At 70.0% G+C, this 15,949-nt stretch carries 12 protein-coding genes and 2 pseudogenes; 1 reads left to right on the plus strand and 13 read right to left on the minus strand.

What is annotated here, in order from left to right; genetic code table 11:
- Positions 1–85: 85 nt before the first annotated feature.
- The 4 genes and pseudogenes from ACWIHY_RS38615 to ACWIHY_RS38630 all read right to left on the minus strand — a co-directional run bounded on the left by ACWIHY_RS38615 (position 86) and on the right by ACWIHY_RS38630 (position 3,714).
- Entirely contained in the window at positions 86–430 is a 345-nt protein-coding gene (locus ACWIHY_RS38615) for a transposase (RefSeq protein ID WP_454381330.1), read from the minus strand.
- Between the two features lie 569 nt (positions 431–999).
- A pseudogene (locus ACWIHY_RS38620) lies at positions 1,000–1,406 on the minus strand (glutaredoxin domain-containing protein).
- A gap of 168 nt (positions 1,407–1,574) precedes the next feature.
- Positions 1,575–2,513 (minus strand): sigma-70 family RNA polymerase sigma factor, encoded by a 939-nt coding sequence (locus ACWIHY_RS38625; RefSeq protein WP_454381331.1) that lies wholly within the window; start codon positions 2,511–2,513, stop codon positions 1,575–1,577.
- Between the two features lie 10 nt (positions 2,514–2,523).
- Entirely contained in the window at positions 2,524–3,714 is a 1,191-nt protein-coding gene (locus tag ACWIHY_RS38630) for an NAD(P)/FAD-dependent oxidoreductase (protein WP_454381332.1), read from the minus strand.
- Positions 3,715–4,981: 1,267 nt separating this feature from the next.
- Here ACWIHY_RS38630 and ACWIHY_RS38635 point away from each other — a divergent pair.
- Positions 4,982–6,130, plus strand: coding sequence for a PP2C family protein-serine/threonine phosphatase (locus ACWIHY_RS38635; RefSeq protein ID WP_454381333.1), 1,149 nt, complete (start codon positions 4,982–4,984; stop codon positions 6,128–6,130).
- Positions 6,131–6,567: 437 nt separating this feature from the next.
- On the opposite strand, the gene ACWIHY_RS38640 is transcribed toward ACWIHY_RS38635, so the two are convergent.
- The 9 genes and pseudogenes from ACWIHY_RS38640 to ACWIHY_RS38680 form a co-directional block, all read right to left on the minus strand.
- Positions 6,568–7,791, minus strand: coding sequence for a cytochrome P450 (locus ACWIHY_RS38640; RefSeq protein WP_454381334.1), 1,224 nt, complete (start codon positions 7,789–7,791; stop codon positions 6,568–6,570).
- Positions 7,792–7,856: 65 nt separating this feature from the next.
- Positions 7,857–9,134 (minus strand): cytochrome P450 family protein, encoded by a 1,278-nt coding sequence (locus tag ACWIHY_RS38645; RefSeq protein WP_454381335.1) that lies wholly within the window; start codon positions 9,132–9,134, stop codon positions 7,857–7,859.
- A 388-nt stretch (positions 9,135–9,522) separates the two neighbouring features.
- Positions 9,523–9,918: pseudogene (locus ACWIHY_RS38650) on the minus strand (AMP-binding protein); the annotation flags it as partial.
- Positions 9,919–11,192: 1,274 nt separating this feature from the next.
- Positions 11,193–11,435: a hypothetical protein gene (locus ACWIHY_RS38655; RefSeq protein WP_454381336.1), complete on the minus strand. Its 243-nt coding sequence runs from the start codon at positions 11,433–11,435 to the stop codon at positions 11,193–11,195.
- Positions 11,432–11,668, minus strand: coding sequence for a hypothetical protein (locus tag ACWIHY_RS38660; RefSeq protein WP_454381338.1), 237 nt, complete (start codon positions 11,666–11,668; stop codon positions 11,432–11,434). Before ACWIHY_RS38660 ends, ACWIHY_RS38655 begins: the two co-directional genes overlap by 4 nt.
- A 31-nt stretch (positions 11,669–11,699) precedes the next feature.
- Positions 11,700–11,996 (minus strand): hypothetical protein, encoded by a 297-nt coding sequence (locus ACWIHY_RS38665; protein WP_454381340.1) that lies wholly within the window; start codon positions 11,994–11,996, stop codon positions 11,700–11,702.
- Positions 11,997–12,172: 176 nt separating this feature from the next.
- The gene (locus ACWIHY_RS38670) at positions 12,173–14,449 is read right to left on the minus strand and encodes a protein kinase domain-containing protein (protein ID WP_454381341.1); all 2,277 of its coding nucleotides are present in this window, start codon (positions 14,447–14,449) and stop codon (positions 12,173–12,175) included.
- A gap of 356 nt (positions 14,450–14,805) precedes the next feature.
- Positions 14,806–15,093 carry a hypothetical protein gene (locus tag ACWIHY_RS38675; RefSeq protein WP_454381342.1) on the minus strand — a complete coding sequence of 96 codons (288 nt, stop codon included), beginning with the start codon at positions 15,091–15,093 and terminating at the stop codon, positions 14,806–14,808.
- Positions 15,093–15,389, minus strand: coding sequence for a hypothetical protein (locus ACWIHY_RS38680; protein ID WP_454381343.1), 297 nt, complete (start codon positions 15,387–15,389; stop codon positions 15,093–15,095). Before ACWIHY_RS38680 ends, ACWIHY_RS38675 begins: the two co-directional genes overlap by 1 nt.
- Positions 15,390–15,949 lie beyond the last annotated feature (560 nt).

The raw sequence follows: 15,949 nt of genomic DNA on the forward strand, positions 1-15,949 counted from the left end.
ACATCCAGCCGATGACGGCCATCCGCGTTCCTTCGCCGCTTGACGAAACATAGGGGCGTCTACGCCACCCACAAGACACCTGCCATCAAAAAGTGGCTGCTTGCCCATTGCTGGTGGGCACGGATCGAGGTGGAGTCGATCGAAACGTCCCAGTCGATCCCGCCGGCAGCATCGGCCCGGGCCTGCACCTGCTGGAGCAGCCGCTCCCAGGTCCCGTCGGCTGACCAGCGCCGATGGCGCTCATAGACGGTCTTCCACGGCCCATAGCGTTCGGGCAGGCCCGCCACTGCACCCCGGTCCGGACCCGGTGCAGGATGCCGTTGACCACCTGGCGGTGGTTGCGCCACCGCCCGCAGCGGTTGTTGCCCACTGGCAGGAACGGCTCCAGACGTCGCCACTCCGCCTCTGTCAGATCCCCCCGACCAGTCATACGAGAGCCAACGATTCAGTGGACGGCATGGGCACGGTCAGCACCGGCGATGCCACCACGCCAACTCTGAATCTGCTGTGGGCTCATGGTGCGTTCGTCTCAGCAGCACCTCGTCCAGGCGCTCGATCTGCACCTGGAGTTCGGCGGCGGCCCTCGGCGGCAGCATGGATAGAGCCTCCTGCAGCTTGTCCCGGGCCCAGCCCTCGCCGCAGCACTGGCAGGTGAACTCTGCCTCGCACAGCCGCCACCGGCGTTTGGTGCCGTGGACGCGCACAGATCACACGCTCAGCGCGACAGACACAATGCCCGGCGTCAGTCGCTCCCGTTCGAGTACGCGGAGTGCTGCATTCGCCGCCCCCGACAGGCCAGGAACATCGCGATAACGCACCCAGGGCCTCCCCAAGCCACATTCCTGCGGCCGAAGTGAAGATGGCGTTCTACGCGGCACGGCCCCTTCGAATATCAATCATGGACCCATCCTCCCACAACCAAGATCGGCCGGACAGAACTTAGGCCCGGGGATTGGCGAACCGCTCCCCATCACGAGGATGGGGGAGCTGTCCTCGCACTCATTCGGGGTCGGGGTTGACGTGCGGCTGGCCCGCCACCACGACGGTCGGCACGGTCTCGTCGCCATCGTTGGCTGCCCTCACCGCCTTCGCCCCAGCCGGGTCGCGCCAGATGTCGACCCAATGCAGCAGGCGGGCGCTGCGGCACAACCGGATCCGCAGGCGTAGGCAGTACTTGCAGCCCGCCCGCCAGTAGACGATCGGTCGGCCGTCGACCGCGCTGCGGCGTCGTGCCTCCACCGCCCGGTCGACCGTGGGAATGCCAGCGGCGAGTTCAGCTCTGCGAGCAGGACAATCATCAGCAGTAGTGCAACGGCGGCGCCGGGGAACCCCCTGACGACCATCGTGGTCGCAACGAGTGAGCCGCAGACCACAAGCAACATCGCCAAGATCCAAGCGCGCGTCATGATGACGCAGGCTATCGGTGGCGTAGGTTCGGCGGATCGACGGCCCGGACGTGCGGCCTTCTCTGCACCAACGGACACGAGCCGACGGCGCTCGTTTCTGTGCAACGTGGGGGCCGAAGGGGTGCCGTCCTCGCTCCGACTCAGGTCACTGGATTCCGGTGGCTCTGGTCACCATGCCTTGATGACCGGCGCGTCGGGTTCGTGCTGCCGCCAGGCCTCGTTGAGGCGCGCGAGCCGGTCCGCGGCGGCGATGCCGCGCAGAGACGCGACCTTGCCGTCGCTGACTTCGAACGCCACGGCGCCCACGACGCGGTCGTCGACCACGGCGAGGACGGCCGGGGAGCCGTTGACCAGCGCGATATGGAACGCGGGCGAGCCGCCGGCCAGCCGCCGCTTCGCCGGCGTGGGCTTGAAACCGGCCCGTACGTAGGAGGCGACCCGCTCGCGCGTCTTGTACCGCAACAGCCGCTTGGCCAGTCCGGCGCCGTCCGAGACCGCTGTCACGTCGTCGGTGAGCAGCGCGACCAACCGTTCGGTGCGCCCCGACGTGGCGGCCGCGAGGAACTCCTCGACGACCCGGCGCGCGGACGCGGGGTCGGCCTCGCCGCCGCGGCGGCGCTCGGCGGCGACCCGGATCCGGGCCCGGTGGACATGCTGCTGGCTCGCGGACTCGGTGATGTCGAGGATCCCGGCGATCTCGGCGTGGCTGAAGGAGAAGGCCTCACGCAGGACGTAGACGCCCCGCTCGACCGGCGACAGGCGCTCCAAGAGGGTCAGTACGGCCAAGGACACCGATTCGCGCTGCTCGAAGGTGTCGGCCGGGTCGAGCATCGGGTCGCCCTCGAGGAGCGGCTCGGGCAGCCAGACACCGGCCGCTCGCTCGTGGCGCGCCTGTGCCGAGCGGAGCCGGTCGAGGCAGAGATTGGTGACGACCTTGGTCAGCCACGCTTCCGGCACCTCGACCCGTTCGCGGTCTGCGGCCTGCCAGCGCAGGAACGTGTCCTGCACGGCGTCCTCGGCGTCGGCGGCCGAGCCGAGCAGACGGTACGCGAGCGAGGCCAGCCGGCCCCGGCTGGCCTCGAACCGATCGATGGCTTCGCTGTCCATGCGCAACAGCCTATGCGGCGACCCTCACACCGGCCCGGTCAGGCGCGGTGGCCAGGCGGCGCTTGCGCTTCGGCATGCCGAAGGTCGGGTGGGCGATGCCCCACCCGGCCCCCTTGAGCACGCCCGACTTGAGCCGCGCGGCGGTCCGGCCGCCCAGGTACCAGGACTTCGACCGGACGTCCCCGTCCACCATCTGGAAGATCGCGTCCCGCCGCCCGAGGCTGATGTGGTTGCCGTGGTACTTCAGCCCGGTGGTCGGGACCTCGCTGCCCGTCAGGCGCGCGATGATCGCGGCGGTCGCCTGCATGTTGGTGAAGCCGGCCGAGGCGCAGGACATCGGCAGCGGCCGGCCGTTCTCGCCGATTGCGTAGGCGCAGTCACCGGCGGCGTAGACGTCCGGGTGCGAGACCGAGCGCATGGTGCGGTCGACGATGATCTGGCCGGTCTCGGCGACCTCCAGGCCGCTGGCGGCCGCGATGGGGTGCACGGCGAACCCGGCCGACCACACGGTCACGTCGGCCGGGATGGACGTACCGTCGGCGGCGATGGCCCGTGTCGGCTCGACGGCTTCGATGCCGGTGTGCTCGTGGACGGTGATGGCGAGCCGGTCGAATGCCTGGCGCAGGTGACGGCGGGCCTTAGGGGAGAGCCAGGCGCCCAGTTCGCCGCGGGCGGCGAGCGCGACCGAGAGGTCGGGCCGGGACTCGGCGAACTCGGTGGCGGTCTCGATGCCGGTCAGCCCCTCACCGACGACCAGCACGGTGCCGCCCTCGCCCAGGCCGGTCAGGCGCTCGCGCAGACGCAGCGCCGAAGACCGGCCGGTCACATCGAAGGCGTACTCGGCCACGCCGGGGACGCCATGGTGGGCTACGGAGCTGCCGAGCGCGTAGAGAAGCGTGTCGTACGCGAGCGCGCCGTCGCCGTCCTCGCCGGTCACGGCGACGGTCCTGCGCTCGGGGTCCACGCCGGTGACGCGCGCCAAGCGCAGCCGCACCTCGGTGCCCGCGAATACGTCGGCGAGCTTGCGGAACGCGAGGTCCTGGCCGATCGCGAGCTGGTGGAGCCGCATCCGCTCGACGAAGTCGGGCGCGGCGTTGACGACGGTGATCTCGGTGTCGGCGGGGGAGAGCCGCCGGGCCAGGTTTCCGGCGGCGAAGGCCCCGGCGTATCCGGCACCGAGTACGACGATGCGGTGCTTCATGGCGTTGCTCCTGTCTCGTTCGTGTGCCCTTTGAACGAGACGGCGCCCCGATTGCTGACAGGAGCCGGGTGTGACGCGGGTCACCGAATTTGCACGAGCCGCTGAGCCTCCGGCAGACGCTTGGGCCTGTCTTGGGCAGCCGAACGGGGCGATGGCCAACTACGGATCGAGAGGGCCATCCATCGGTGTGACTGATTCCCAATCAGGTTTGTCAAGGGCGCGAGTGACACAGAGTAAGCGGCGTTATGCCGTAGCGAGGTCGGGGTGGGGCCGCTCGGTGGTGAAGGTGGGTGGTGGCGGATGAGGGCCCATAGGACTTCGAGCCGGCCGCGGGCGAGGGCAAGGATTGCCTGTTTGTGGGTCTTGCCTCGCTCCTCTCGCGGTCGTAGAACGTCTTCGACGTGGGGCAGGGGCGCGCCGCAATCTGGGCGGAGAGATAGAACTCTCGCAAGAGCCGACGGTGGTAACGGTGCGGTCGGCGCATGTTGCCTCAAATCCGGCCTGAGTCCTGGTGCTCGAACAACTCCGAACGTCGACCCAAGAGCAGGTATGCCTCACGCAGAGCGGTAGGAAGCGACAGCATCCGCCGGCCTTCGACCTGCTGGAGCCCTTCCTCGCCGTCGCCGTCGGTCAAGGGTGTGTACCACTCAGCCGCGATGGCCCGGGTGAAGTCCCATGCCTCCGACCGGTCGGTCCGAGGGGCCCGGCTGCTGCCAATGTCCAAGTTCGATCTGTACGCGGCGACCCGCCGTGACTCGCGTCAGCGGCCCTCGAACCGTGACCTTCAGCGGACGTACGAACTCGGGTTCCTGCAGGTGCAAAAGTGGCTTCCGGGTCAGGGCGCAGATGCGGGGGTCGTGAAGGCCTCGGTGAGGAAGGTCATGTCGGGGTGGTGCGGTTGGTGTCCGCGATGCCCTGCTCCCACAAGACCAGCGGAAGGTCCGCGCGCCAGGCTCATCCACAGCCGCAGCGCTCTGAGCACGTCATCCGGCCTAATTCCATCACCGTGCCGACGGTTCGATCGCGTACGCCGAGAACCCGATGCTTTCGCCGCCTCGGTCGACGGCAGAGGCCGCGAAGCCCAGCATCGCCGTACGGACATCTGCGATGTCTGGAGTGCCGCCGGGGGGCTGGATTCGCGAGATCAGGTCGATGCTGACCTGGACACCCGGCACCTGAGTGACATGAGCTCGGTGATCGCGGACGGGCTACCGTATGACCCATTAAGGTGCTAGATCTTCCATCTACGACGGATATGATGCATTTTGTGATCATGTCCGGGCGGCTGCGGCGCCGTCGTCCTCCCTACGGCGGCCGGTGGGAAGCTGCCTGGCTGTCACCGGTGATCCTTACCGTCCTCATCGCCGGCCTGGCGTTCTCCACCCCGAGGGAGATCGCCTTCAGCCGCCTCCTGCCCGCCGCGCCCGCCCTCGCCGCCTCGATGTGGCCCGTGCTCCCCACGATCCTGCTGGGGGCGTTCTGCCTGCTGGTCATGATTGGCCTCAGCTTCGCCTACACCGACCTGGGGACGCCGTACACGGCGGCTGCGATCATCACGGTCACCTTGGCGGCCGCATACGCAAGCCATGTCCGGCTCCAGCGTGAGGAGGCTCTCTTCCACATCCGGCTCGTCGCCGACGCGGCCCAGAAGGTGTTGCTGCGTCCCCTGCCAAACCGCATCGGGGGCGTCGAGATCGGGTCGCTGTATCTGGCGGCCCAAGAGCAGGCCCGGATCGGTGGCGACTTCTATGAGGCGGCCGACACACCGTACGGAGTCCGGCTGCTCATCGGCGACGTACGCGGCAAGGGCCTGTCCGCGGTGGGGGCGGCCTCGGCGGTGATCAACTCTTTCAGGGAGGCGGCGTACGACGAAGCGAACCTGAGGGGCATCATCCATCGACTGGAGATCAGCATCACCCGCTACAGCGCAGCTTTCCCCGCCCAGGACCTGCCCGAGCGCTTTGCCACCGCTGTACTCGCTGAAATCCCCCATGGCGGCGGCCACGTCAGGCTCCTCAACTGCGGCCACCCCCCACCGCTGATCGTGCACGGCGGGGAGATCCGCATCTTGGAACCCACCACCGTCTCGCCGCCCCTCAACCTCGCGACACTCCTCGGGAACCAATACTGCGTGGATACCGTCGACTTCGCCCCGGGCGACCAGCTGCTGCTCTACACGGACGGTGTCACAGAGACCCGGGACCGCACCGGCGAGTTCTTCCCACTGCCGGACTGGATGCGGCGCCAAGGCCCGACGCCGCCCCGGGAGGTGCTCGACCGGCTGCACCGGGACCTGCTCCACTACAGCGGCGGAACGCTCGACGACGACATCGCGGCACTTGCCGTGCAGTGCTCGCACACCCGGGCGCAGAGCACCTCGCGTAGTCCGACGTGTGGATACCGAGTGGGGCCCTAAAGACCGGGCCTTCTATCTCGCCCTTTCAGATTGCCAACTCGAGCGTCCGTGTCCCCGGCTGGACTGGGCTGGAAATGCCGAGGGAGCAGACCACGCTCCACAGACTCGCGAAGTCGGGCACCTCGCCTGCCATCGTCCTCGCGGACCGTGCCTCCGCCGTGCACCTCCGCCCGGCCGGGCCGACACTGCGACCTGTGCTCGGCGTAGGCTTCGAGGCGCCTGGCGACGTCGCCGAACTGGGCCAGGAGCCGGGAACTCATGGTGTTGGCCCGCACGTCGAGGGCAGTTGGGTACACAACGTCATTGTGCCTGGGCGGCCATGTGATGGAGTGCCCTGCGGCGTACGGCCGGATCTCCCGATTCCCTGTACCGGAACCTCGTCGCCTGAGTATGGAGGTGGGCGCGGCTCGCACGTGCCTGTGAACTGCATCCGTCGCTCACCAGGTGACGGGGATTCCGGCCGGCATGATCGCCATGCGGTTGGGGTGCCAGGGGATCTCGGCCGCCGGGACGGCGAGGCGGAGGCCGGGGACGTGGTCGAGGAGGACGCGGAAGGCGGTGTCGGACTGGCGGCGGACCAGGTGGGCGCCGGGGCAATGGTGGCGGCCGTGCCCGAAGCGCAGGTGCGGGTTCGGGGAGCGGTTGGGGTCGAAGGTGTCGGGGTCGCAGAACGCGGCGGGGTCGTAGTTGACCGCGTCCAGGGAGAGCAGGACAAGGTCGCCCTGTTTGACGGAGGAGGAGCCGAGCTCTGCGTCCTGGGTGACGTAGCGCGGGATCGCGTTGCCCAGGACGACGCTGCACCGCAGCAGTTCCTCCACGCACTGCGGCATGGTCTGCGGGCGGGTGCGCACCGCGCTCATCGTCGCGGGGTGTTGCAGGAGGTTCAGTGCCGCGACGCCGAGGAAGCTCGCGAAGTCCTCGTAACCGCTGACGAAGAGGACCGAGACGATGTTCGACAGCTGCCGGTCGGAGAGGGCCTGCCGGTGGGTGTTGAGGTCGGCGAGGCGGTCCGCGAGGCCGCGCGGTGCGCCGGGGCGGCGGGCAGCCATGTGGTGGGCCATGTACGCACGGATCTCCTCCCAGTTGCGGGCGAGCTCCTCGTCGGTGGGTGTCACCATGGTCAGGTCCAGGTCGGCCCGTACGGCGAGCCACTCGCGGTCCGTGAAGGGCAGGCCGAGCAGCCGGCACATGCACTGGGCGGCCACCCACTCGGCGAAGTGGCACTGCAGGTCGCCGGTGCTGCCTTCCCGGACCATCGTGTCCAGGCCCTCGCGAGTGACGTCGGCGACCCAGTCGGCGGGCAGTGCGGGCTGGTCGCGGCCGAGCGCCTTGAGTACTTCGTCGCGCAGTCCGGCCTGTTGCAGGTGGTTCATCGCGTCGAGCAGCTCGGGGGCCAGGATCGGGGCGTCCTGTTTCGGGGTGTCGGCCTCGGCCAGCACGGAGCGCGCGAAGGAGCGGTCCCGCAGCACGTGCCGGGTCAGCTCGTAGCCGGTGACCAGCCATGCTTCCTCGCCGGCGTTCGTGCTGACCCGGGCCACGGGGCAGCGGTCGCGCAGCGTGCCGAGCTCCGGGGCGAGGCGGTCGCCCCGGGTACTGAAGGGGTAGTGCGGAAGCGGCTCGTTCGGGGTTTCCTCGGATGCGGGAGCCTGCGGTGCGGTCACGGCGTGAGCGCCTCTCTGGTGGGGTCGTGTGCGTCGTGTGCGGAGCGTCGGTTGGGTGGGGGGCCTCACCAGCGCACGGGCAGCCGTGCCGGTGCGCGCAGCGGTGTGGTCTCGTCCCAGGGGATGGAGTCGGCCGGGACTGCGAGTTCGATACCGGGCAGGCGCTCCAGGAGTACCTGGATCACAGTGGCGAGCTGGAGACGGGTCAAGTGCCCTCCGGTGCACGCGTGCGGCCCGTGTCCGAAGGCGACGTGCGCGTTGGGCGTCCGTGTGAGCTCCAGGCGGTCGGGCTCGGTGAATGCCTCCGGGTCGCGGTTGGCGGAGGCCGGTACCGGAACGACCGCGTCGCCGGCGCGGATGTGCTGCCCGCGCAGCGTGAAGTCCTGTGTCGCGACCAGGATGTTGATGGCGTTCATGAGCGGGACGTACCGCAGCAACTCCTCCACAGCGGCACCGATCCGCTCCGGCGCCTCGCGCAACCTCCGCAGCTGCTCGGGGTGGGTGAGCAGCGTGAAGAGGGCGTTGCCGGTGTGCTGCATATTGGTCTTGTAGCCGGCCATGAGCATGGTGACGACGAAGCTGACGACGTCGTCCTCGGTCAGCTCGCTGCCCGGCCGGCGGCTCTCCGCGAGGAGCAGGCGGATGTAGTCCTTGCCGCTCCCTCTCTTGCGGGCGATGAGCTCGGACGCGTAGTCCTGGAGTGCGTAGAGGGCTTCCAGGACCTGCTCCATCGGAAGTCCGGATGCGCCGAGGAGGGTGAGGGTATGCGGCTGGTAGACGTCGCGGTCCTCGTACGGCAGTCCGATGGTCTCGCACAGCACCCGCAGGGGCAGCGGCTCCACGTACGAGGCGACAAGGTCTGCCGTGCCGCCCTGAGCGGTGGCCACCATGGTGTCGATCAGTTCCTCCGCCGTCGCCCGGATGTGGGGCGCCATGAACTCCAGCCGCCGCCGGCCGAACAGCGGCAGGACGGTGCGGCGCACTCGTTCGTGGTGCTCGCCGGTCATTTCCAGGAAGGTCGGCAGGCACGGCGGCGGGGCGTCCTCGCCCTCGCGGGGCGGCCAGGCGGACAGCAGCGGCCGCACCAGCCGGGGGTCGGCGAACGCGGCACGCACGTCCTCATAGCGGCTGATCAGCCAGCCCGTCTCGCCGTTGGGCAGCCGTGCCTTGACGACGGGCTGTTCGGCGCGTAGCCGTGCGTACGCGCACGGCGCACCAGCAGTGGCGGGCTCGACGTCCGGTACGGGGACGAGGGGCCGGGTAGGACCGCTGTCCTCGGGGCTGCTGCTGTCCTCGCAGCGGCTCAGGACCTGCGGTTGGCAGGGGGGTTCGGGGTGGCTCATGCGACGAGCTCCGTTTCCGCTGCGGGTGTGGGCGGCGCGCCGGGTTCGGTGGCGCCTGCTGGGGAGGCGGGATGTAGCCGGAGGTGAACAAGTACTCCAGGTACCGGTCCAGCAGGGTGGAGTCGACCGGCGGGCAGTGCAGCTCGCTGCCCGCCGACGTCTCGTCCGCGGGGCGCCGCCCCAGGACCGGGAACGTGCCCTTCAGGTACATTTCTTTGACTGACATGTCGGCGGCGCGGCTGCGGTCGACGCAAGGGACACGAACGGTGCAGTGGCTCTCGTCGGGTTCTCGGCGACATGCGGACGGCCGGGCACCGAGGCGGTGACGTATCCCGAGAGGGGCGAGTTCGACTGACACCCGTAGGCCCCGCACGCGGCGCGCGCTGCCCGGCAAGGCGACGGCGGCGCGCAGTCCGGCGTCTTCAGCCATGGCCCGCAGCCGGGCCAGCGGCAGGTCCTCGTCGAGCGGTACGTACGCGCAGCCGGCCTTGAGAATGCCCAACATGGCGACCAGCGCCTCCAGCGAACGGCAGCCGCAAACACCGACCAGGTCGCCGGGTACAACGCCGCGTCCGAGCAGGCGTGCCGCCAAGGCAGCGGCGTGGGCGTCGAGTTGCCCGTAGGTCAAGGCGCGCTCCCGGTGCCGGGCGGCCGGCGGCGCGTGCGGCCGCGCCGCGGCCTGCGCCTCGAACAGCTCGGACAGGCGACTGTCCCGGGGGCAGGCGAGCGCGGGCCTGCCGGCCGCCGGGAATGCAGGGCATGACGAAACGTCGAGGTCTGTCATCGAGTCCTTCTCGCTCGGGCGGCTTCCTTCGATGCGATGCCGTGCGGTGTCGGCAGGACAGGATTCAGCCCGGGGGGCCACTCCCGCTCACCTCGGCGCCGGATACGGCGAAGTCGGTCGTGAAGTCGGCGAAGTCGGCGGTGCGTCAGTGCTGCGGGCGCATGCGGAAAGAATGTCGTCTGGGCCCTCGATGGCGGTGACCGTGCGTTCGACTCTCACGTACCGGTACGGGCGGGGGGCGTCCTGCATGCAGAGGCTGGACCTCTCCGCGACGCGCAGTAGCTGAGCCTTGACGGTTGCCCGACCGTTCTGGAAGACGACTTCCCCGCATGGTTCGTAGCTGTACCAGACAGGGACGAGGAGGGGCACTCGTCCGACGCCTCTGGAGTCGGCGACGCCCAGGACGCCGATGCGCGGTTCGGCGAGGAATTGTTCACGTGCGTGTCGCGGCATGGCGGGCAGCGTGATCACGCTTTTCCTCTCGGCGACCGCGGGTGGGCGGTCCTGTGGCGACGGCGTCCTCGGGACGAAGAATTCTGAGCAGACAAGTGGATCAATTCCCAGCCAAGTGGACCGCGAACTCACCTTTCGGGGTGGTTTGGGCGCCTCCCGTCCATGCTCCTCAGAGGACAGCGCGCCGCCTCGATGCGCGTGGCGTCGAGCAGCCGCTCAACCAGGGCTTCGTAGCGAGCGCTGCGGCAGGTCAGGATCACCGGGCCCGCCGCGCGGCCGTCTTGGTGGGCGTTCAGCGGCCTGGGCGCGGGCGTCCGGGCTTGGGCGCTGTCGGGCGGTGGGGTCCATCTCATCCAGACCGTCCAGCACCGGCAACACGACGTCCTGGCCGACCAACGGCCGGCGCCCGTCAGTCGGGATGGGCCGCACTGTGGCCGGTTGTCAGCGGTTGCGCCAGGTGTCGAACACCTCTGGACGTCGGCTTGGATGACGTCTCGGAGATCCTTGCGTCGATTGGTACTTCCAGGCTCAGGGCGGCCGTGACACTGCGGTATTGCTTTGCGATCCCCGGGTCGCCTGCGGCCAGCAGTGAGGACATTGGGGGCTCGCTAGATGCGGTTGCCCGGTCGACCAGGATCAACACCTGGATCCGGTCGGCGCTCTCCACCCGCGGCACTGCTGAGCCGAGCTGGTGACTCAGGCGATCCCAACTGCTCGTGGTCTGCTCACGGGCGGCCTGCTTCAGAGCTCCGCGCATGGCTGCCGCCGCCGACATCTGTACGTCTGGGGAGAGCGATGGCTCCCCGAGCGTTTCGCGGCCCTCAGGGTCGGCTGCCGCCCAGGACCGTGCCTATCAGGGCCTCCGCTGCCCCAGGATCGCCGGCGAGCCGCCCGGCCTCGCGGATCTGCTCCTCGTCCAGGGCCCCGGCCCTCGCAAGCTGGATCGCCTCGTGGATGCCGTCTCCGTCGCCGTGCGCGAGCATGACGAAGAACCAGCGCACCGCCTGCACCGGGTCCGGCGCGGTGCCGAAGCCGTCGCGGTACCAGCAGGCGGCCGCGTTCATCGCCCCCGTAGCCCGCGCTCGGCCGCCCAGGCGTACCAGCGCAGTGCCTCCGCGTCCCGGTCCAGCGCCGACAGCCTGTCGGCGAGTACGGCACCGGCAACGACGATCCCCTCGCGCGCGGCAGCCTCGAACAGCCGCAGGGACTCTTCGGGTTCGTCAATCAACTGGGCCAGGTTGAACGCGCCGTAGGCGTCGCCGCCCTCGGCGGCCCGCCCGAAACAGCTCGGCGGCACGCTCCGCTGTCCTCCTCGACGCCGAGGCCCATCACCAACATGTGACCGTAGGTGCGCTGTCCGGCGGGGAGGCCCGCCTCGGCCGCCACGCGGCGTACGACACGGCCATGGGCAGGGCCGACGCGTCGAAATACTCCAGATTGATCCCGGCGAGCAGCGCGGCGGCCTCCATCGCCCCGCCGTACGCCAGCGGTACGAGCTCGACGGCCACCTGGGTTGCCAGCTCGGCACCCTCCGCACTGCCCTCCATGGCGGCCCGGACGAAGGCGTGCCCCGCGGCCACCCAGTCCCCGGCCTCGGCTGCCCTTCGGCCCGCGTTCAGCTGCATGCGGGCCGGGTGGCGACGGCTCGGAAATTCTTGAGCCGGTTGATCGTGCGAGCGAGATGTCGACGCCACCCTGGCCACCTCGGTCGCGCCCCATCCCAGGACGGCGCGGACCGAGCCTTGCGGTGTGATCGCTTCAGTCCCAACCCACGGGACGCGCAGGCCAGTTCACAGGCACATCAGACCGCTGGAAGCGTGTACAGGTGGTCGGCGTGGGAGACCAGGAGGCGGCTGCCCGCCTCGGTGATCTGCCATTCGCCGTCGTCCTTGACGCCGTCGTTGTAGTTCCAGCGGTACGAGCCGTCCTTGGCCGACAGCGCGTAGACGCCGCCCTGCTCGAAGAACGAGGCGATGTAGAGGGAGTCGTCCGTACGGACCATCCACTCGCCGAACTCCCGGCTCCCCAGCTCCTCGCTCATCCAGATCCTCTTGCTCGTCTTCGGCTCGATCGCCCAGACACCCCGGTCGTAGTCCATGACGTACAGCACACCCCGCAGGACGGACGGCCGGTGGAAGCCGCGACGGCCGTTGGGAGAGAGCTTCCACACATCGCGGCCGGTCTTCAGGTCGACGGCGCGCAGGAGGCTGTCGCCGCCGAGGAAGACCATGCCGCCGAAGATGGTGGGCTGGACCTCGTCGTCGGCGATCCTGCGGTTCCAGCGCTGTGTGCCCGTGCGCGCGTCGCGGACGGTGAGGTTCTTCAGGTCGTCGTCGATCGCGCCGTGGGTGTAAATGAGGTGGCCGTCGCCGACCGTGAGCGCGATGTCGTCCTGCGTCCCCTCGTCGCGTTGCTCCTGCCAGACGATCTTGCGGGTGCGGATGTCGATGGCCGCGATGGCGTTGAGGCGCTTCTCGATGTCGTCGTCCGCGAGCACGGCGACGACGTACACCCGCTCGTCGTCCACCGCGGCGACCTGGACCTCCCCGTCCATTTTGCCGCCGAGCCCGGTGCGCCAGGATTCCTTGCCGGTGCGGATGTCGTAGCCGAGGACCGTGCCGTCGTAGTCGGGGCCGGGCAGGAAGAGCGTGTTGCCGGAGACGGTGAGCGTGTCGGCGGGCCCGCTGATCTCCTTGCGGGCCCACTTCCGCTTGCCCGTCCTGACGTCGTACGCCGCCGTGGTGTCGCCAAGCACCAGGAAGTAGTCGCCGAACACCCGGGGCGGCACGTCGTAGTTGCGGGAGAGGCTCGCCGCCTGGGAGTGCCACAGGGGCTGCGGGGCGACGCCGTTCGGCGGGGTCTTGAAGACCTCGGGCTCGGCGTTGTTCGTGGCCTTGCCGTCCTTGCCGTCAACCTTCAGCTTGTCCTTGCTCCCGTCGCGGGTGAGCCACCACGCACCGCCCGTCCCGGCGACGGCCACGCCCGCGACGCCGCCTGCGGCCAGGCCGAGGAAGCGACGGCGTGAGGGGGCGGGGGACCCGGCGGACGTGGGGGCCTGCGCGGATGTGGCGGGCTGAGGGGATGCGGGGGCCTGGGCGGATGTCGGCTGCTGGGCCGGTTGGTTCTGGGACGAGGCGTCCAGGACCGTCGGGGGCGGGCCGTACGTCGCGGGGGTGGTGCCGTGCGCCGGGGTGTCCAGGTCGAGGATGCGGGAGGCGTGCGTCGCGATCGTCGAAGAGACCGCCGAGGGGAGCCAGTCGGCGAGGACCTCGCCCGTACCGTCCGGTGCCAGCGACTGGAGGATCTCCGCCGGGCTCGGCCGGCCCGCCGGGTCCTTGGCCAGGCAGGCACGGATCAGGCCCGTGAGCAGCGGCGGCACACCGGCGAGGTCGGGCTCCTCGTGGACGACCTGGTAGAGCATCGCGGCCGGGGCAAGGTCACCGAAGGCACTGCGGCCGGTCGCGGCGAAGGCCAGCACCGCGCCGAGCGAGAACACGTCGCCCGCCGTACCGACGTCCTTGCCGAGCGCCTGTTCCGGCGGCATGTAGCCGGGCGACCCGACCACAACTCCCGTCTGGGTCATACGGCTTCCGTCGACCGCCCGCGCGATGCCGAAGTCGATGACCCTGGGGCCGTCGGCCGCGAGCAGGACGTTCGACGGCTTCAGATCGCGGTGGATCAGCCCGGCCGCGTGGATCTCCTGCAGCGCGGCCGCGAGCCCCGCGCCCAGCGCGCGCACCGTCTGCTCGGGCAGGGCGCCGTGCGAGGCGACGACGTCGGTGAGGTCGGGGCCCAGGACGTACGCCGTCGCGAGCCACGGCAGCGGGGCGTCGGGCGCGGCGTCGACCACGGGCGCGGTGTAGCGGCCGGAGACGGCCCTGGCTATGTCGACCTCGTGCCGGAACCGCTGCCTGAACGCCCGGTCGGTGGCGAGGTCCTGACGTACGACCTTCACCGCGACCGTACGACCGCCGGGCGACCGCGCCAGATACACCCGGCCCATGCCACCGGCGCCGAGTCTTGCCAGCAGCCGGTAGGTTCCAAGTTCCCGCGGATCGTCCGACTGCAGTGGCTCCATGGCCGCCCTCACCCCGTTCGCGCGGCTGCGCGTTTGTCTGTTGACCGTTGTCGGCAGCCAACAGTAGGGGAGCGTTGAACACGTGGGGCTGGTGGGGCTGGTGGGGCAGCCCCCGTGGGGCCCCTCAGCGGTCCAGGCGCCGCAGGGAGCCGGACGGATTCCCGGTGCCGCGCCGTCGGCCCTGACGGTCAGCGTGTGCGGGCGGACTTCCCCCCGGCCATCATGTTCGATCGCCCGGCTCCAGGTGGTGCACGCCTGCCCGATGCCGCCCTTGCTTGGCCTGCTGCTCAGCCCGGGCGACCAGGTCGAGTGCGACGACCGCGCATACGTCGTGCCCGGCCTGCTGGCGGACCGCGTTACCGCAGTCTCCGAGGGTCTCGAAGCCCTTGGCCGTTCGGCAGCGGACGGCGGCCGCCGGCGGCCACCACACCAGAACCCACAACGGCGAGTGCGGTGTGGGCGCGGCCGACGTCCGCCACGGCCTGCCGGCGCCGCCCGGTCTTGGCGAGCGCGTGCGTGTGGGTCACGGCGAACAACGCCTCGCCTCGTGCGTCGACGCGGCCCTTGGCCCGGCCCCAGCCGGCCAGGGCCAGGCAGTGCTCCGGCCGATGCAGCTTCAACCCCTGCTGCGCCATCGTGCGCATCACGAACCCGTCCTCGCCCAGGCATACCCGATGCCCTCGCCCGCGACAGGGACTGAAGGCAGTACCGCTGCGCCAGGCCCCTGCTCCCCGCTGTCGTACGCCTTCCAGCCCGCGAGGTGGGTTCCTGTGGAGGCGACCGAGAGCGCCTCGGCGCGTGCCTGATCGCTGGCGAAGCGGCTGCGGCACAGCCCGGCGACGTCGGTGACCAGGTACTGCACGAAGGCGGAACGGCCGTGTTGTCGCCCGTGGCGCTCGTCCATGTCCATGTCCATGCACAGGCGCACCAGGTCGCGCACGGCGGCGACATTCGGCGTGCCCGGCGACCGTGCCAGCGGTGAGGGACCGGGTGCGGGCGGCGGCCTCCTGCACCATCTGAAGCGGAAGAGGCGCGGCGGCCATGGAGTATGCGGAGGCGGCCAGGAAACGGCGGCGGTTCACATCGGCCTCCCTGTCAGCGTCTGAACAGGATCGAAGTGCAGGGTGAGCCCGAGGCTGTCCGCACACCGGAACCCGCTGATGAACGCCACGCGCCGTCTCAAAGCAGCTCCTCGCGGCGTCGTCCGTGAAGACGAACAGATCTATGACGAAGCGCGCCGCAGCGCCGACCCCGTCTGGAGGAGATCGCACGTGCTCATCCCTCGCCCGAGCCGCGGGATCGGTCGGCCCCGCCCCATGCGCCCGGCCCCCGCTACCCGCACCGTCCTGCCCTGCTCCGGGAGTAAGTGATGGCCGACCAGGACGAGGACCTGGTCGACGTCGATCTGAAGTTTCCCCGTGATCTCGGACACTCAATGTCTACGCCGCGAGGGCGTGCTGTTGCCGCTGCCTGGTCTCGGCTGGGGTGAGGTAGCCGAAG

This window comes from Streptomyces sp. NPDC055287 (assembly GCF_053646035.1).